Origin of the sequence: Enterobacter sp. Sphag1F (genome assembly GCF_014193275.1) — a bacterium.
Classification (GTDB): Bacteria; Pseudomonadota; Gammaproteobacteria; order Enterobacterales; family Enterobacteriaceae; genus Pantoea; species Pantoea symbiotica.
The window spans coordinates 932,639-950,539 of the sequence record NZ_JACHZD010000001.1; the positions used below are offsets into that span (position 1 = coordinate 932,639).

Below are 17,901 nucleotides of genomic sequence, written 5' to 3' on the forward strand. Positions count from 1 at the left end.
TGGTCTGCATATTGATACCACTTCCAGCAGAGCGATAAGACCATTGTGACCACATCATTTCTCGCGCTGTTTAGCCATCAAACTCAGGGCGGTTTACGTGAGCGATTGTGCAATACCTTGCGTCAGGCCATCGCCAATGGGCATCTGCGGCATGAGCAGAAGTTGCCGTCCAGCCGCCAGTTAGCCAGCGATTTATCGCTGTCGCGCGTCACGGTGGAGGCGGCTTACGCACAGTTAGAGAGCGAAGGTTATCTGCAGCGTCACGCTGGACGCGGGACGTTTGTGTCGATTCGCATGGCGTCGCCTACCCAGAAAACCCGCATCGAGCGCTCGCCACACTTTTCCCGGCGCGGCCAGCAGGTTTTGGCAACCGGCGGCTGTCAGGATCCGCCCTTTCCTCACGCCTTTGCCGCCGGGTCACCCGAGTTACGCGCCTTCCCGCACGCGCAGTGGCGTCGCATCAGCAATCAGGTTCAGCGCTCGCTGGGCAGCAAAGTGATGGGTTACGGCGATCCGCTTGGATTGCCATCGCTGCGCCAAGCGGTGGCGGATTATCTGGCGCTGTCGCGCGGCGTACGCTGCACGGCGGAGCAAGTGGTGATCCTCACCAGCTCGCAGCAGGCGCTGCAGTTGCTGGCGCTGATGTTCCTCGATGCGGGTGACGAAGTGTGGCTGGAAGAGCCGGGTTATCCCGGCGCACGTAATGCGTTTCTTGCCGCCGGAGCGCGCTGTCGCGCCATGCCGCTGGATGCTGAAGGTGCAGTGCCGCTGAGCGGCAGCGCGAAACTGGTTTATCTGACACCGGCACATCACTATCCCACCGGCACAGCGATGAGCCTGGCGCGGCGCTTGCAGTGGCTGGCGTGGGCGCAACAGCAGGATAGCTGGTTGATTGAGGACGATTACGACAGCGAATTTCAATACGAGGATCGCCCCGCTCCGGCGCTGCAAGGATTAGCAGCGGATGGTCGGGTGATTTGCCTTGGTACCTTTTCCAAAACGCTGTTCCCGTCGCTGCGCCTGGCGTGGATGGTGGTGCCGCCACAACTGGTGGAGCCGTTGGGCCGCGCGCGCAGCGTGATGGATGGTCACAGCGCGTTGCTGCCGCAGGCGATTAGCGCGGAGTTTCTGCAGCAAGGCCATTTCGCCAGCCATTTGCGCCTGATGCGTCAACTCTATCGCAGCCGACGTGACTGCTTGCTGGCGCAAATTGAAACGCGCTTACAACCGTGGCTCAAACCGCTGCCAGCGACCGGCGGCTTACAGTTGACGGTACAGCTGTTGCAAGGAGATGAAGCGCGACTCACTCAACAAGCCTGCGAAGTCGGATTGCTGCTGCCGCGCCTGTCGCAGCTTTATGCCGGTGAAGTGCAGCAAGCGGGCTGGCTGCTAGGCTTTGCCGCGCTGACGCCCGGTGAGATTGTCAGCGCCTGCGATAAGCTGGTTACGCTGTTGTCGCACTCCGCGCAAACGTCCAGGTGACCAGAATGCCCAGCGCCGCACAGCAGGCACCCGCGACATAGACCGATCCGTAACCCAACGCCGTCGCCAGCAAGCCGGTCAACGGACCGCTGGCACCGTAGGCGATATCCTGAAACGCCGAGAAACCGCCGAGCGCGGTGCCGCGAATCTGCGGCGATACGCGCTTGATTACTTCGACGCCCAGCGCCGGGAAGATCAGCGAGCAGCCGCAGCCGGTCAGGGCCGCGCCAATCAGCGCCATCCAGCCGGAACTGGCGAACGCCAGCAGCAGCAGACCGGCGGTTTCCACCAGCAAAGAGACCATCGCCACTTTTACGCCACCGTGTCGATCCGGCAAGCCGCCAAAGAACACTCGCACCAGCACAAACGCACAGCCAAAAGCGGTCAACGCGAAACCGGCATTGCCCCAGTTTTCCGCAGCAAAATAGAGTGACGTAAAGGTGCCGATTACCGCAAAGCCGGTGCCCTGCAGCGCCAGCGCCAATCCCGGCTGAAAGATAATCTTCACTACGCTGAACAGCGATGGCCGCTCGCCACCCGCGACCGGCACTTTACCAATCCAGCTGTTGATCCCCAGCGCCAACAACGGCAGAACCAGCGCGACAGCGCCCAACGCAGCAAAGCCGCCGTACTGATTAATCAGCAAGCCGAGCGGTGCGCCAGCCGCCAGCGATCCGTAAATCGCCATACCGTTCCACGACATTACTAATCCGGAACGTTTGCTGCCCACCAATCCCATGCCCCAGGTCAGATTGCCGGTCAGCAGCAGGCTTTCGCCGAATCCCAGCATCAAGCGCCCTATCGCCAGCAAACCAAACTTCGTCCACGGAGAAACCGGTAACAACGCCGCCGCCAGATACGCCACGCCCACCAGCGCGATGGCCAGCATGCCGTGCTGCGTGGTGAGTTTCGCACCGTGCTGATCGGCACGACGTCCGGCAAAGCTGCGCGTTAACAGCGTGGCAAAGAACTGAATCCCGACTGCCACGCCAACCATCAGGTTACTCATGCCAAGTTCATGATGGACATACAGCGGGATCACCGGCAGCGCGAGGCCGGCGGTCAGATAGGTGAGGAACACCGCAAATGAGGTGCAGGCCAGCGGCATAACGGATTGCGTCTGCGCGTCAGCAGTCGTGGTCATGATGGGTCGAACTCCTTGTAATAACCAGACACGCGCTTGCTGCCAAAACAGAAACGGGATATTTGGTTCACGTTAGTGTGAAGTGATAATTTTATTTCGGATGGAGTGAGAGTGTAGGCAAGCAGAAGGTGGATTGTCAAAAACAACAAGGGCCGGATAACCGGCCCTTGAGATACTGCTGGCATAATTAGGTCGCCATGAATGGCGACCCTACGGGATTATGATGGCAATTTACGCATAGTCAGCGTGGCGTTAGTTCCGCCAAAACCGAAGCTGTTCGACATCACGGTGGTCAGCGCTTTTTCAGTTGGCTTGGTCACGATGTTCAGACCTTTACCCGCTTCATCCAGCTCTTCCACGTTGATGCTTGGCGCGATGAAACCGTGCTCCAACATCAGCAAGGTGTAGATCGCTTCCTGCACGCCCGCCGCACCCAGTGAGTGACCGGTCATGGCTTTGGTAGCAGACAGTGATGGGCAGTTATCGCCGAACACTTCGCGAATCGCACCCAGCTCTTTCACATCACCAACCGGCGTAGAAGTGCCGTGGGTGTTGAGGTAATCGATTGGGGTATCGAGACCTTGCATCGCCATCTTCATGCAGCGCACTGCGCCTTCGCCTGAAGGAGCCACCATATCTGCGCCATCTGAAGTTGCGCCGTAGCCAACGATCTCAGCGTAGATGTGTGCGCCGCGAGCCAGAGCGTGTTCCAGCTCTTCAACCACCACCATACCGCCGCCGCCAGCGATGACGAAACCGTCACGGTTGGCATCGTAAGTACGTGAGGCTTTTTCTGGGGTTTCGTTGTACTTGGTCGACAGTGCGCCCATCGCATCGAACTCACAGGCCATTTCCCAGCTCAGCTCTTCGCCGCCGCCAGCAAAAACGATGTCCTGTTTACCCAGCTGAATCTGCTCAACCGCGTTACCGATGCAGTGTGCAGAAGTGGCACAGGCTGAACTGATTGAGTAGTTCACGCCGTGAATTTTGAACGGGGTTGCCAGGCAAGCAGAAACACCTGAACCCATCGCTTTGGTCACCACATAAGGACCGACCGCTTTCAGGCCGCGTGGGCTACGCATCGCGTCAGCACCAAATACCTGATAACGCGGAGAACCGCCGCCAGAACCAGCAATCAAACCGACACGTGGATTCTGCTGATACTGCTCTTCAGTCAGGCCAGAATCTTTGATCGCTTCGGCCATGGAAAGGTAAGCATAAATAGAGGCATCACTCATAAAACGCACGATTTTGCGATCGATGAGCCCGTTGGTATCCAGTTTGACGTTGCCCCATACGTGGCTGCGCATACCGGCATCTCTCATCTCTTCAGAGAAAGTAATACCGGAACGGCCTTCACGCAGAGAAGCCAGCACTTCTTGCTGGTTATTACCAATGCTGGAAACAATACCCAGGCCAGTAATCACTGCACGTTTCATTCAATAATCCTCGTTCCACATATTTGGATGACGTGCACTCTAGCGTACAGTTGTAAGCCGAACAAGTCCGATCAGCCATTTCCCTTTGTAAATTTGCGTCATGTGACGTCTATCGCTAAACTCGCGCCACTGCCTGAAATATGAGCCTTTCCCGTGAAATTAACCCCGGTTGAACACGCCCAAATAAACTGGAATGAACAGGGTACACCTGTGTCCCGAGCGTTCGGCGACGTCTATTTCTCCAACGATAATGGACTGGAGGAAACGCGCTACGTGTTCCTCGATGGCAACCACATTCCACACCGTTTTGCCGCACATGCGCGCGATTTATTTATTGTCGCCGAGAGCGGTTTTGGGACTGGTCTGAACTTTCTCACCCTGTGGCAAGCCTTCGATCGCTTCCGTAATGAGCAACCCAACGCCACTTTGCAGCGTCTGCACTTTATCAGCTGCGAGAAATTTCCGCTGACGCACGCTGATCTTGCTGCCGCACATGCCCATTGGCCGGAGCTGCAGCCGTGGGCCGAACAGCTGCAACAGCAGTGGCCGCAGGCGTTGCCGGGTTGTCAGCGCCTGCTGTTTAACGGCGGCGAAGTCACGCTGGATCTCTGGCTTGGTGATATTAACGCGCTAATTCACACCTTTGATGACAGTCTTAATCGTCAGGTGGATGCATGGTTCCTTGATGGCTTCGCACCGGCGAAAAATCCGGAGATGTGGACGCCAGAGCTGTTTGCCGCGATGGCGCGCCTCGCCCGTCCGGGCGGCACGCTGGCGACCTTCACCGCGTCGGGTTTTGTGCGTCGCGGGTTGCAGGACGCCGGTTTCAGCATGCAGAAGCGCAAAGGCTTTGGTCACAAGCGTGAAATGCTGGTCGGCGTAATGGAACAGGCTGCTGAATTGCCGCACAGCCAGCCGTGGTATGCGCGCCCGCCGGCCAGCAGCCAGGATGTGGCGCTGATCGGCGGCGGCGTCGCCAGTGCAGTATTGGCGCTGGCGCTGTTGCGACGCGGTTGGCGCGTGACACTCTATTGCGCGGATGATGCGCCCGCGCTGGGCGCATCCGGTAATCGTCAGGGAGCACTCTATCCGCTGCTGAACCAGCACGATCCCGCGCTGGCCACCTTCTTCCCGGCGGCTTTTGGTTTTGCCCGACGTCTGTACGATCGGCTGCCAGTGGAGTTTGAGCATGACTGGAGCGGCGTGTTGCAGCTGGGCTGGGATCAAAAAAGCGCGGAGAAAATCGCGCAGATGCTCAACATGGAACTGCCGCATGACATCGCGTATGCCGTTAATAAAGAAGAAGCGCAACAGCTGGCGGGCGTCGAACTCGGCGTCGGTGGGATTTTCTATCCGCAAGGCGGCTGGCTGTCGCCTTCTCAGCTAACCAGCAATCTGCTGGAATACGCGCAATCGCTGGGATTACGCCTTCACTGGCTGCATCGCGTCACGCAGTTAACGCACGATGAAGATAGCTGGACGCTGCACTTTAGCCAGCAGCCGCCAGTGCATCATCCCCAAGTGGTGCTGGCGAATGGTCACGCGTTGCTGGAACTCGAGCAAAGCAAAATGCTGCCGGTCTACGCGGTGGCGGGACAGGTGAGCCACGCGCCGACCAATCCGTCATTAGGCGCGCTGCGTACCGTGCTGTGCTACGACGGCTATCTCACGCCAGTTAGCCCGAATTTCGCCACCCATTGCATCGGCGCCAGCTATCATCGCGGCGATACCGCGACGGATTTCCGTGCTGACGATCAGCAGGAGAATCGCCAGCGGCTGATCAACTGTCTGCCGGAAAGTCAATGGCCGCAACAGGTTGATGTGTCAGATAACCAGGCGCGCAACGGCGTGCGCTGCGCCACGCGCGATCATCTGCCGATGAGCGGTAGCACGCCAGATTATGACGCCACCCTGGCGCAGTATGCCGATCTGCCAGAACAGCGCGCGAACGCTGCAAATGTAGCTGATGCGCCGGTGCATAACGGTTTGTTTGTGTTGGGAGCATTAGGTTCGCGTGGCTTGTGCAGCGCACCGCTGGCGGCCGAAGTGCTGGCAGCGCAGATGAGCGGCGAACCGCAGCCGCTGGATGCTGCCACGCTGGCGGCGATGAATCCAAATCGCTACTGGGTACGAAAACTGCTGAAGGGTAAAAAAGCGGGTCGATAATCTGCGGGGCGAGCGATCGCCCCGAGACGTTAAGCGGTTTGACGTGCCTGCAGGAACAGATTGTCCCACATGCCGGTGACCAGCGCCTGATCGCGTGGCGACAGTTCACCGGCAGCAATGGCTTTTTGCAGGCTGTTGGTAACGTGAGTTTGCAGCGCTTCCGGCGTGTGTTCACCGCTCAGCTCAATCTCCGCCACTGCCAGGGTCAGATGACCACGCAGATAGCCGCCCGCAAACAACTCGTCATCGCTGGCGTGATCGACCATATCGTCAATCAGGGCCAGAATTCGGGTTTCAAATTCTACGATCATCTCTTCCTCTCTTCTTATAACCTTCGCGGATTACAGATCTTCCGGCCAGGGGAATTGTGCCGCCGTCAGTGCCGGCGTGCCGTAATAATTCGTCAGTGCATCAATGAAACGGGCCGGTCGCAGCGGAATGCCCTGCTCCAGATACGTCATCACTTGCGCATGAACCTTGCGCTGAAACGCGATGCGATCTGGCTCACAATCACCTTCGAGATTGTCACAACTGACGTTGAAGGGAAAGCCCGCCGCCACGCAGAACAACCACTCCAGCGCCTGCGGTTTCACCTCAACCGATTCGAACTGGCTCTGCGTTTGCGCATCGCGTCCATCAGGGCAATACCAATAACCAAAATCCACCAGCTTGCGGCGCGCTTCACCGGCAATGCACCAGTGGGAAATTTCATGCAGTCCGCTGGCGTAGTAGCCGTGTGCGAACACCACGCGATTCCACGGTGAGGTTTCATCCGCTGGAAGATAAATAGGTTCGTCGTCGCCTTTAATTAGACGGGTCTGAAAATCGTCAACGAAGCAGCCATCAAAGATGGCAATCAGCTGATCGTAATGGTGTGTTGTACTCATAATTTTTAATCTTTAAAAAAAACCGGCGCCATTGTCGCATTGGCAGCCGGTCTTGACGAGTGTTGGATTACAGCGTGGCCAGCCAGGCCATCAATTCTCCGCCGTGACTGTCCCATAACAATTTGGCGCTCATTACCGCAGAAACGATCACCACCATGGGGCGAATCAGTTTCTGACCGCGGCTCAACACCAGCCTGGCGCCGAGACGCGCGCCGATAACCGCGCCGAGCAGCATAATCGCGCCGGTGCCCCACACCACTTTGCCGCCGAACATAAAGAACAGCAGACTGCCAAAATTCGAGGTGAAATTTAGGATTTTGGCGTGGGCGGTGGCTTTTGCCAGATTGAAACCACACAGCGTAACGAAGGCCAGCGCATAGAACGAACCGGCGCCGGGACCAAAAAAGCCGTCGTAGAAACCGACACAGCCGCCGCCCACCAGCGCATAAGGCAAACCGTGCAGACGACGTTCGCGATCTGCTTCACCCAAACGCGGCATCAGCAGGAACCACAAACCGATGCAGATCAGCAGCAGCGGTAAGATTTGGCGCAGCACATCCGCTTGTAGGTGCTGAATCAGAATGGTGCCGGCAATCGCGCCGAGAAAGGTCATGGCGATATTCAGCCACTGCTCGTTAAGCTTCACCGCACCGCGACGGATGAAATAGAGGCTGGCAGAGAACGAACCACCGACCGATTGCAACTTATTGGTGGCTAACGCCTGTGCAGGCGACAGCCCGGCCGCCAGCAATGACGGCACGGTAAGCAATCCACCACCGCCCGCGATCGAGTCGATAAACGCCGCCAGCATTGCCACAAAAAACAGCACACCAACGACTAGCGGGCTAACAACGAACCAATCCATTGAAATACCTACAGAAGATGCTTATCGAGTAAAGCCTGACAAGACGGCGGTAGTGGCGGCGGCGTTTTCTTCACCGGCGGCGTGCTGCCTGGTTTTTTCGGCAGGAACCAGCTATCCAGCTCTGCGCCACAGCCATCGCCTGCAGGTTGAGGAGCCTGATCTTCACACTCCAGACTGCCCGCCGGGCAACGCAAACGCACATGCATGTGCGCGCGATGGGCAAACCACGGACGTACTTTATTCAGCCACGCACGATCGTTACCGGCATCGGCACAAAGCTGCCGTTTAATCGCTGGATTGACGAAGATACGCGTCACTTCGTCGTCTTTCGCTGCCAGTTTAATCAGGCTATCAATTTGTGGTTGCCAGTGACGTGCGATCACCTGCTTATCATCGGCAGAAACCAAATCGAGCGGCTGCGGCTTGAGCAATTGCTGCGCCGTCCAGCGGGTTTTCGGCAGTTGCAGCCAGATATCAACATCCAGACCGGTTTGATGGCTGGCGTGGCCGCTGCTAAAACGACCGCCCGCCGCCATGCCCATATCGCCAATAAGCACTTGTCCCAGCTGAAGCTGATGAACCTGGGTGCTGAGACGCTGAATAAAGGCAATTAAATCGGGATGGCCGTAATAACGACGCTGATCCTGACGCATCACCTGATAATTGGGTGAGTTGAGCGGCAGCTGTTGCGCACCAACAATACAGCCGTTGGCGAAGCCGCCAATCGACTGCGGGCTGCCGGCGATCGGCTGATGAATTTGCTGCCACGGCGTGGCGGCAACCGCAGCCGCACTGCATAACAGCGCGGCACAGGTGATGAGCAGACGGCGCATCATCGGGCTTACCAGCGCGGTACGCTGCTGTTGACGTCACCGTTTTGCGCACGCTGGCGCAGCAGGTGATCCATCAACACAATCGCCATCATCGCTTCGGCAATTGGCACCGCGCGAATACCAACGCACGGATCGTGACGGCCTTTGGTGATCATCTCAACTTCTTCGCCGTTGCGGGTGATGGTGTTGCCCGGCACGGTAATGCTCGAGGTCGGTTTCATCGCCAGATTGGCGCTGATGGTTTGGCCGCTGCTAATGCCGCCTAAAATGCCGCCCGCGTGGTTGCTCTGGAAACCGTTGGCACGAATCTCATCGCGATGCTGGCTGCCGCGCTGATTGATGACTGCGAAACCGTCGCCAATCTCCACGCCTTTCACCGCGTTGATACTCATCAGCGCATGCGCCAAATCCGCATCCAGACGATCAAATACCGGCTCGCCCAATCCCGGCGGCACGTTTTCTGCCAGCACCGTGACTTTGGCGCCGATGGAGTCGCCCTCTTTCTTCAGGCCGCGCATCAGTTCATCCAGCGCTTCCAGCTTGGAGGCATCCGGGCAGAAGAACGGGTTCTCTTCCACGATGCCCCAGTCTTTCAGCTCGCAAGCCACATCGCCAATCTGCGCCAGATAGCCGCGCACCACGATGCCGTGCTTCATCTGCAAATACTTCTTAGCAATCGCACCGGCCGCTACGCGCATCGCGGTTTCACGCGCCGAAGAGCGTCCGCCGCCACGATAGTCGCGCAGGCCGTATTTCTGTTCGTAGGTATAATCGGCATGGCCAGGACGGAACAGATCTTTGATCGCGCCGTAATCCTGTGAACGCTGGTCGGTGTTCTCAATCAGCAAACCGATTGAGGTCCCCGTCGTCACGCCCTCAAACACGCCGGACAAAATTTTCACCTGATCCGGCTCGCGGCGCTGCGTGGTGTAGCGCGACGTACCAGGACGACGACGATCGAGATCGTGCTGAATATCAGCTTCCGTTAACGGAATGCCGGGCGGCACACCGTCAACGATGCAGCCCAGCGCAATACCATGCGACTCGCCAAAAGTGGTTACGCGAAAAACTTGTCCGATGCTGTTTCCGGCCATGCTGGTTCCTTGTTGCGATGTTGCGGGCGAGCGCTCGCCCTCTTATTTAGTCTTTGTAGAATGAGAAGTGATGCTGTGCCGCGACGATTTGCTCGCGCGTTAGCATAAACACGCCGTCACCGCCGTTATCAAACTCCAGCCAGGTAAACGGCACGTCTGGATACTGATCGATCATGTGCACCATGCTGTTACCGACTTCGCAAATCAGCACGCCTTGTTCGGTGAGGTAATCCGGCGCACAGGCCAGAATACGGCGCACCAGTTTCAGGCCGTCGCTGCCCGCCGCCAGACCGAGTTCCGGCTCGTGGCGATATTCGTTCGGCAGATCGTCCATATCTTCCGCATCCACGTAAGGTGGATTGGTGACGATTAGATCGTATTTCACCGGCGGCAAGTTGCGGAACAGATCGGCGCGGATTGGCGTGACGTGGTTCAGCAGGCCGTGCTCTTCGATGTTCTGCTCGGCAACCGCCAGCGCATCGGTGGAGATATCCACCGCATCCACTTCCGCTTCAGGGAAGGCGTATGCGCAGGCAATAGCGATGCAGCCGCTGCCGGTACACATATCGAGAATGTGATTAGGCGAATCGCTGATCAAACCGGCAAAATGGTTCTCAATCAGTTCACCAATCGGTGAACGCGGCACTAACACGCGCTCATCAACGTAAAATTCGTGGCCGCAGAACCAGGCTTTGTTGGTGAGATACGCCACCGGAATACGCTCGTTTACGCGGCGAATCACGCGCTCAACAATGCGATGACGCTCGCTGGCGGTCAGGCGCGCATTGCGCATATCTTCTGGAATATCCAGCGGCAGCCACAGCGTGGGCAGAACCAGTTGGACTGCTTCGTCCCAGGGATTATCCGTGCCGTGGCCGTACCAAATGCCTGCCGCCGAAAAACGGCTGACAGCCCAGCGCAGCATGTCCTGAATGGTGTGCAGTTCATTCACTGCCTCATCGACGAATATCTTGTCCACGTAGCCCTCCGCAGGCCATAAAATCAATCGGCCGATAGTGTGCCACGAAGCCGGGCAGAATTCAGCGCAGCGAGGCGAAAAAGCTGACATTTGTTAACGCTAACGGTTAAGGTATGCGACTTGATGTTTATCAGCCTTTTCTGACCCCAGCACAGAGCCATGAGTAAAAAAACGCCGCTAAGCCAGGACGATCAGCAGATGTTCCGCCAGTTAATGACCGGAACGCGCAAGCTGAAACAGGACACCATCGTGCACAAACCGGTGGTGAAAACGCGCCAACTGCCGTTGAAACGCCTGATATCAGAGCAAGCCGACAACAGTCATTATTTCTCTGACGAGTTTCAGCCGCTGCTTTCCAGCGAAGGTCCGGTACGCTACGTGCGCGCTGATGTCAGCCATTACGAGCAGAAAAAGTTGCGTCGTGGCGATTACACGCCGGAAATTTTTCTCGATCTGCATGGCTTAACGCAGATGCAGGCCAAGCAAGAGCTCGGCGCGCTGATCGCTGCCTGTCGCCGTGAGCATCTGTTCTGCGCCAGCGTCATGACCGGGCACGGTAAACACATCCTCAAGCAGCAAACACCGCTTTGGCTGGCACAACATCCGCATGTAATGGCGTTTCATCAGGCACCGAAAATGTTCGGCGGCGACGCCGCGCTGCTGGTGCTGATAGAAGTAGAAGAGTGGCAGCCGCCTGAATTGCCGTGACGTGCCGCAAAAGGATAGGGCCGCGTTTGCTAGCGGCCCACAGAGATTAGATTGCTTTAGCCAGTTTTGACGGGCTGACCTGCCACTCCAGCTTGCCTTCGCAGGCATCTGCATCAAAGTCCACACAGGCTATCGCGGAGGTGGCGAACATCGGCGGCGCTTCCTGCGGGCAGAGTTCAGACACTAAATAACCTACCAGCGGCAGATGCGAAATCACCAGCGCCGATTTAACCCCTTTCTGCGCCAGCACCAGCAAATAGCTGGCTACCATCGCGGGATCGCCGCCTGGCGTCAGTTCCGGCAACACATCCTGCCCTTCCGGCAAATTCAGCGTTTCACGTACCGTTGCCAGCGTTTGCTCGGCGCGCAGATACGGACTCACTAATACCCGATCGATTGCTGGCGTTTTGCTGTTGAGCCAACTCGCCATTGCTCTCGATTCATCACAGCCACAGAGGGTGAGAGGTCGAACTGAATCACTCGCTGCTTCCAGAGCTGCGTCGCCATGACGCATGATAAAAACTTGCATAAAGCACCGCTGTTGTTTGTCGATATCGCCCGGTACCACAGCACCAGACGCTTCATTCTGCGAATGAACGGTGTGTTTTACCCCAATGGCTTCAGTATAGTCAACCGGTTGTTTATTAAATGAGCATATCTCAGAATGGTGCTGCGCTTACCGCTGCGCAGCCCTCCGACTAACCCGCTGAATCTGTGCGCCTATTCATGATTATGCAGAAGTGTAAAAATTCGTTTGCTGTTCTGACAATGCGATCAGCGCCTCACTTGGCGTAAAACGTTCGCCGTGTTGCTGCATTAATGACCTTAATGCTTTGACGATTTCGCCAATGCCGCGCTGATCCATATAGCGGAACGGACCGCCGAGGAACGGCGGGAAACCGATGCCAAATACCGCTGCAATATCGCCATCGCGCGCGTTGCGAATCACCGCTTCATCGAGACAACGTGCCGCTTCGTTCAGCATCATTAATACGCAACGCTCGGCGATCTGCGCTTCGCTCTGCTTAGCCTGCGGTTTGATGTTCAGCAGCGTGTAGATTGACGCATCAGCTTTGCGCTTGCCCGGCCAGCGCGAACGTTGGTAGAGGTAGAACCCTTTGTGGTTCTTACGCCCTTTTCTGCCGTCAGCCAGAATGGCGTTCGCGGCGTTGGGTGCGCTGAAGCGAGAACCGTAAGCCTGCTCAAGAATCGGGCTGATTTTGCTGCCGACATCAATCCCCACTTCGTCCAGCAGTTGCAACGGCCCAACAGGAAAACCGAATTTCACTAAAGCACGATCAATATGCTCAATCGGCTCACCTTCCTGCAAACATTGCATCGCTTCATTTATATAAGTTGCGAGAATGCGGTTTACATAAAAGCCAGGACGATCTGCTACCACCACCGCTGTTTTACCCTGTTGCCGCGCCAGCTGCACCGTGTTCGCCAGCGTTTGCGCTGAGGTATTGGCATGTGGAATCACCTCCACCAGCGGCATTTTGTCCACCGGGCTGAAGTAATGCAGGCCGATAATATTTTCCGGTCGCTGCGCATGGGCGGCAATGTCGGCAATCGGTAGCGACGAGGTATTGGAGGCAAATATGGTGTGCGGCTGGCAATGACTTTCGATTTCGCTGACCATCTGCTGCTTGAGCGCCAGATCCTCAAATACCGCTTCGATCACCAGATCGCGCTGGCTGAACCCTTGATAATCGATGCCGCCGCTGATGCGCGCCATCTGCTGCTGACGTTCAGCCGCTTTCAGGTGACGCTGCTTCACCTTGTTGCTCAACAAGTCCCAGCTGTATTGCAGTGCATGATTTACGCCGACGAGATTGATGTCTTTAATGCGCACCGGCAAACCGGCTTTCAGCGCCGTGACGCTGGCGATGCCGCCGCCCATCAATCCGCCGCCAAGCACGCCAATCTGCTTCAGCGCTTGCGGTTCAACACTGGCCATCGACTCTTTCTTTAAGGCGGTTGAGGCGAAGAACAGGCTGCGCAGCGCGGCCGATTCTGGCGTCATCGCCAGTTGACCAAAGGCGCGCGCTTCTGCTTCATGCCCAGCACTGCTGCCCTGCTCCAGACCGATGCGCACCACTTCAAGAATACGGTCAGCCGCAGGATAGTTGCCCTGGGTTTTGCTGTGGGTTTGACGCTGTGCCAGTGAAAACTGCACCTGACGCGCAATCGGTCCCTGCAGCAAACGATCGCGGCGCGAAAGTTCACGGCGAGCGCCTTTTCCTTTATGTACGCGCGCAATCGCCGTTTCCAGCAGAATCGATTGCGGCACCGCGTCATCCACAATCCCGAGTTTGAGCGCCTGTTTGGCGCGCAGCTGTTTGCCAGTGAGAATCAGCGGCAGCGCCTGCTGCAAGCCAATCAGGCGCGGCAAACGTTGCGTACCGCCAGAACCCGGCAGCAAACCGAGCTGTACTTCCGGCAAACCGAGGCGCGTTTTGTCATCCAGTGAACAGATGCGCGCATCGCAGGCCAGCGCCAGCTCGAGGCCGCCGCCAAGGCAGGCACCGTGAATCGCCGCCACCACCGGAAACGGCAGCGCGGCAATCATCGCCATCACATCTTGTCCCTGCTTTGCCAGCGCTTCAGCTTCTTCAGCCGTTTTGCAGCTGGCGATCATGCTGATATCCGCACCGGCAACAAAGTTGTCTGGCTTGCCGGAGATCAACACTAATCCGGCTAAATCCTGATGGCTGCGCGCTTCATCCAGCACCGCTTTGATCTGCGGCACAAATTCGGCCTTCAGCGTGTTCATCTTCTCGCCCGGCACATCGATGGTAATCACACCGACATGGTCGAGTCGCATATGTAAATGAAAGGCGGATTCACTCATTATTCGGCCTCCAGAACCATTGCCGTGCCCAAGCCGCCCGCCGCGCAGGCGGTGACCAATCCTAAACCGCCACCGCGCCGCCGCAGTTCCTGCAGCGTTTGCGTGATCATGCGCGCGCCGGTGGCGGCAAACGGATGACCATAAGCAATCGATCCGCCGAGCACGTTAAAGCGCTCTTCATTCACTTCGCCCAGCGCATGCGGACGATTCAACACCTCGCGCGCAAAGCGTTCATCGCGGAACATTTTCAGGTTGGCTAAGGTTTGTGCGGCAAAAGCTTCATGCATATCAATCAGCGTCAGATCGTTGAGCGTGATGCCAGCGCGGTCCAGCGCCAGCGGCGAGGCGTACGCCGGTCCAAGCAACATGTCCTGCCAGACATCAATCGCCGTAAAGGCGTAGCTGCGCAGATAGCCGAGCGGCTGGATGCCGAGTTCACGTGCGCGCCCTTCGCGCATCAGGATCACTGCCGCCGCGCCATCGGTCAGCGGCGTGCTGTTGGCGGCGGTCACTGAACCGTGGCGACGATCAAATGCCGGACGCAGTTTGGCGTAATCGGCGGCGCTGGCGTTGAAGCGAATATTGTTGTCCTGCTCGATGGGCGCTTTCCACGGCGGCACAAATGCCGGCATCACTTCCTGAGTTAGCACGCCCGAGTGCCAGGCGCGCGCCGCATGCTGGTGCGAACGCAGCGCTAACGCATCCTGCTGTTCACGCGTGATGCCGTGACTTTTCGCCATCTGCTCGGCGGTATCGCCCATGCGTAATCCGGTGGAATACTCCGCCACCGCCGGTGGCACTGGCAACAAATCGCGCGGACGCAAACGACGCAGGATGCTGAGTTTTTGACTGAAGCTGCGCGCTTTATTGAGATCCACCAGCGCACGCGCCAGCGTTTTACTGACGCCGATCGGCAGCACCGAGGATGAATCCGCGCCACCGGCAATACCGGCATCAATGGTGCCCGCCATCAAACTTTCCGCGACGTTTGCCACCGCCTGAAAACTGGTGGCGCAGGCGCGACTGACGCTATATGCATCGGTATGCACGCTTAATCCGCTGCTCAGAACAATTTCACGCGCAATATTCGGCGCTTCCGGCATCTGCACCACCTGGCCAAACACCAGTTGATCGATAACCTCGACCGGTAATTCACTGCGCGCCATCAGTTCGCTGATCAACATGCGTCCCAACTCCAGCGCGGGAATGCCGTGAAAATCGGTCGCCTGACGGGCAAAAGGGGTGCGTAATCCGTGGGTTATGGCGATACGTTCGCCCTGACGCGTCAGCAGCGGCTGCGCTTTGCTCATTGCAATCACCTGTAATTTTCGACCGGGGCATCATTGCCAAACAGGTCTGACCTGATCATCAGTGTTAACTAAGTGTTGCTAAGTAGCCAATAAGCAGAGGAAAAAAGTGCGAGGGAATACACGAAAATGAGTTAAGGCTGCCGAAGGGGTTTCGGCAGCGGCGGGATTAGCGTAGGCCGAGTTGGAAAATCAGGGTTTCCGCCTGGCAGGCAAAGGTGAAGTCGATAGACAGGCGCACTGCATCGCCTTCGTTGGCAAATTCTGCACGAATATCGCAGGGATCGGATTCCACCTGACGCGCGCGCTCCGTCAAATGCGCCAGCATCGCATCTGCCGCATGACGATCGGCAAACACGCCAGACCAGCTCGCGGTGCAATCGGTATTGTCCATCACGGTTCCCACATCTACGCAGCAGCAGGCGGCCGTTTCGTTCGCACTACATTTTTTAATGGCATCAGTCATGGTTTTCTCCTGACGATAAATTCAACACAATCGGATCCTTTTCTGCCGCAAAGTGTACGCCTGCTGGGTTTTCACATCCACGATCAAGCCGCTAAGTGACGAATATCACACTAAAAATTGATCCAGAACAAAATTGAAAGCTATGTTGAAGGCGAACCGCTAAGATTTTGTTAAGCAGATCTGATTTTATCGATCAAATCAGAAATATTTAAAAAACAATATTGCAACAAATACACAGGTCGGACCTATACTCGTCGCACTGGTCTGATATGTGGTTTTGACGTCAGTCCCTACAATTCGCCGCTCTTTGTTACGCGACGTAACAACGTTAAATAATAAATCTAGATGAGGTTGTGGTCATGAACCATAAAAACCTGTTTGCAAAGTCAGCTGTGGCAGCTGCAGTAACGCTCGTCTGTTCTCATGTTTACGCCGCGGGCTTTCAACTGAATGAATTCTCAGCAATTGGTTTAGGTCGTGCGTATTCCGGTGAAGGTGCGATGGGTGATACCGCCGCCTCTGCCAGCCGTAACCCGGCAACCATGGCGTTAATGGATCGCCCTTCTTTCTCGATTGGTGCGGTTTATATTGATCCTGAAGTCGATATTAGCGGCCAAAGCCCGTCTGGTCGCAGCCTTGATGCCAAGAATATTGCACCGAATCAGTGGATCCCTAATCTTCACTACGTGCATCCGATTAACGATCAGTGGTGGATTGGTGCGTCTGCAACCTCCAACTATGGTCTGGCAACCGAATTTAATAATGGCTATACCGCTGGTGGTTATGGCGGCAAAACCGACCTGATGACCGGCAACTTTAATATCAGCACCGCTTATCGACTGAATGAGAATTTCAGCTTCGGTATCGGCTTTGATGCGGTTTATGCCAAGGCGAAAATTGAGCGTTATGCCGGTGAATCTGGCGCAGCGCTGGGCATTCCTGCCGATACCCAAATTGCCCATTTAAAGGGCGATGAATGGGGCTACGGCTGGAACGCCGGCATTTTGTATGAAGTGGATAAGAACAACCGCTTCGGTTTCACTTATCGTTCAGAAGTTAAAATCGACTTTGACGGCGATTACAAAAGCAGTCTGCCGGGTTACGTGAACTCCCTGCCGCAGGCGCAGTTGTTAGGTCTGCCTTACGGTACCGGCGGCTCAACCATTCCGGGTTCTCTGACGCTGAATCTGCCTGAGATGTGGGAATTGTCCGGCTACCATAAAGTCGCACCACAATGGGCGGTTCACTATAGCCTCACGTATACCAGTTGGAGCCAATTCCAGGAGCTGAAAGCCACCGGCAGCAATGGCCAGACGCTGTTCTATAAGGATGAAGGCTTCCACGATGCTTATCGCATCGCGTTAGGTACCTCGTACTTCTATGACGACAACTGGACCTTCCGTACCGGTATCGCCTTTGATGACAGCCCGGTTCCGGCCGATAAGCGCTCTATCTCCATCCCGGATCAGGATCGTCTGTGGCTGAGCGCCGGTGCGTCATACGCGTTCAATGAAGATGCTTCCGTCGACTTGGGTATTTCTTACATGCACGGTCAGAAAGTCACCGTCAAAGAAGGCCCGTATACCTTTAACTCTGAAGGTAAAGCCTGGCTGTACGGCGCGAACTTCAACTACAAGTTCTGATGTGCAGATAGCAATGAAAACGGCGACAGTGATG

Annotated in this window: 16 protein-coding genes; 4 read left to right on the top strand and 12 right to left on the bottom strand. The window is 56.6% G+C overall.

The window, feature by feature from the left end:
* Window positions 1-45: 45 nt before the first annotated feature.
* Window positions 46-1,482 (top strand): PLP-dependent aminotransferase family protein, encoded by a 1,437-nt coding sequence (locus FHW71_RS04195; RefSeq protein ID WP_179450004.1) that lies wholly within the window; start codon window positions 46-48, stop codon window positions 1,480-1,482.
* On the opposite strand, the gene FHW71_RS04200 is transcribed toward FHW71_RS04195, so the two are convergent.
* Together FHW71_RS04200 and fabB are read right to left on the bottom strand one after the other, a co-directional pair.
* On the bottom strand, window positions 1,445-2,626 hold the full coding sequence (locus FHW71_RS04200) for an MFS transporter (RefSeq protein WP_154155806.1): 1,182 nt from the start codon (window positions 2,624-2,626) through the stop codon (window positions 1,445-1,447). The genes FHW71_RS04195 and FHW71_RS04200 overlap by 38 nt on opposite strands.
* Window positions 2,627-2,844: 218 nt before the next feature.
* A complete protein-coding gene (gene fabB, locus FHW71_RS04205) occupies window positions 2,845-4,065 on the bottom strand; it encodes a beta-ketoacyl-ACP synthase I (RefSeq protein ID WP_179450003.1) in 1,221 nt (406 codons plus the stop codon).
* A gap of 153 nt (window positions 4,066-4,218) precedes the next feature.
* Between fabB and mnmC the strand changes: the two genes are divergently transcribed.
* Window positions 4,219-6,231 carry a bifunctional tRNA (5-methylaminomethyl-2-thiouridine)(34)-methyltransferase MnmD/FAD-dependent 5-carboxymethylaminomethyl-2-thiouridine(34) oxidoreductase MnmC gene (gene mnmC, locus FHW71_RS04210; protein WP_179450002.1) on the top strand — a complete coding sequence of 671 codons (2,013 nt, stop codon included), beginning with the start codon at window positions 4,219-4,221 and terminating at the stop codon, window positions 6,229-6,231.
* 29 nt (window positions 6,232-6,260) lie between these two features.
* Here mnmC and FHW71_RS04215 read toward each other — a convergent pair whose 3' ends face one another.
* The 6 genes from FHW71_RS04215 to prmB form a co-directional block, all read right to left on the bottom strand.
* Window positions 6,261-6,542 carry a YfcL family protein gene (locus FHW71_RS04215; protein ID WP_008101252.1) on the bottom strand — a complete coding sequence of 94 codons (282 nt, stop codon included), beginning with the start codon at window positions 6,540-6,542 and terminating at the stop codon, window positions 6,261-6,263.
* Between the two features lie 30 nt (window positions 6,543-6,572).
* Window positions 6,573-7,118, bottom strand: a complete 546-nt coding sequence (locus FHW71_RS04220; protein ID WP_008101253.1) for an elongation factor P hydroxylase — start codon at window positions 7,116-7,118, stop codon at window positions 6,573-6,575.
* A 67-nt stretch (window positions 7,119-7,185) separates the two neighbouring features.
* A complete protein-coding gene (locus tag FHW71_RS04225; RefSeq protein WP_008101255.1) occupies window positions 7,186-7,983 on the bottom strand; it encodes a sulfite exporter TauE/SafE family protein in 798 nt (265 codons plus the stop codon).
* Window positions 7,984-7,991: 8 nt separating this feature from the next.
* Window positions 7,992-8,816 (bottom strand): penicillin-insensitive murein endopeptidase, encoded by an 825-nt coding sequence (gene mepA, locus FHW71_RS04230; protein WP_179450860.1) that lies wholly within the window; start codon window positions 8,814-8,816, stop codon window positions 7,992-7,994.
* Window positions 8,817-8,824: 8 nt separating this feature from the next.
* A complete protein-coding gene (aroC, locus tag FHW71_RS04235) occupies window positions 8,825-9,910 on the bottom strand; it encodes a chorismate synthase (protein WP_179450000.1) in 1,086 nt (361 codons plus the stop codon).
* A 46-nt stretch (window positions 9,911-9,956) separates the two neighbouring features.
* Window positions 9,957-10,889 carry a 50S ribosomal protein L3 N(5)-glutamine methyltransferase gene (prmB, locus tag FHW71_RS04240; protein WP_179449998.1) on the bottom strand — a complete coding sequence of 311 codons (933 nt, stop codon included), beginning with the start codon at window positions 10,887-10,889 and terminating at the stop codon, window positions 9,957-9,959.
* A gap of 159 nt (window positions 10,890-11,048) precedes the next feature.
* Here prmB and smrB point away from each other — a divergent pair, with 159 nt between their 5' ends.
* Entirely contained in the window at window positions 11,049-11,597 is a 549-nt protein-coding gene (gene smrB, locus FHW71_RS04245) for an endonuclease SmrB (RefSeq protein WP_061717868.1), read from the top strand.
* Between the two features lie 46 nt (window positions 11,598-11,643).
* On the opposite strand, the gene sixA is transcribed toward smrB, so the two are convergent.
* The 4 genes from sixA to FHW71_RS04265 all read right to left on the bottom strand — a co-directional run bounded on the left by sixA (window position 11,644) and on the right by FHW71_RS04265 (window position 16,224).
* The gene (gene sixA / locus FHW71_RS04250) at window positions 11,644-12,126 is read right to left on the bottom strand and encodes a phosphohistidine phosphatase SixA (RefSeq protein ID WP_179449996.1); all 483 of its coding nucleotides are present in this window, start codon (window positions 12,124-12,126) and stop codon (window positions 11,644-11,646) included.
* A gap of 201 nt (window positions 12,127-12,327) precedes the next feature.
* The gene (fadJ, locus tag FHW71_RS04255; protein WP_179449994.1) at window positions 12,328-14,451 is read right to left on the bottom strand and encodes a fatty acid oxidation complex subunit alpha FadJ; all 2,124 of its coding nucleotides are present in this window, start codon (window positions 14,449-14,451) and stop codon (window positions 12,328-12,330) included.
* A complete protein-coding gene (gene fadI / locus FHW71_RS04260) occupies window positions 14,451-15,761 on the bottom strand; it encodes an acetyl-CoA C-acyltransferase FadI (RefSeq protein ID WP_179449992.1) in 1,311 nt (436 codons plus the stop codon). The genes fadJ and fadI overlap by 1 nt, the downstream gene beginning before the upstream one ends.
* 166 nt (window positions 15,762-15,927) lie before the next feature.
* A complete protein-coding gene (locus FHW71_RS04265; RefSeq protein ID WP_073980747.1) occupies window positions 15,928-16,224 on the bottom strand; it encodes a YfcZ/YiiS family protein in 297 nt (98 codons plus the stop codon).
* Window positions 16,225-16,583: 359 nt separating this feature from the next.
* Here FHW71_RS04265 and fadL point away from each other — a divergent pair, with 359 nt between their 5' ends.
* On the top strand, window positions 16,584-17,867 hold the full coding sequence (gene fadL / locus FHW71_RS04270) for a long-chain fatty acid transporter FadL (protein ID WP_008101276.1): 1,284 nt from the start codon (window positions 16,584-16,586) through the stop codon (window positions 17,865-17,867).
* The last annotated feature ends 34 nt before the right edge of the window (window positions 17,868-17,901 follow it).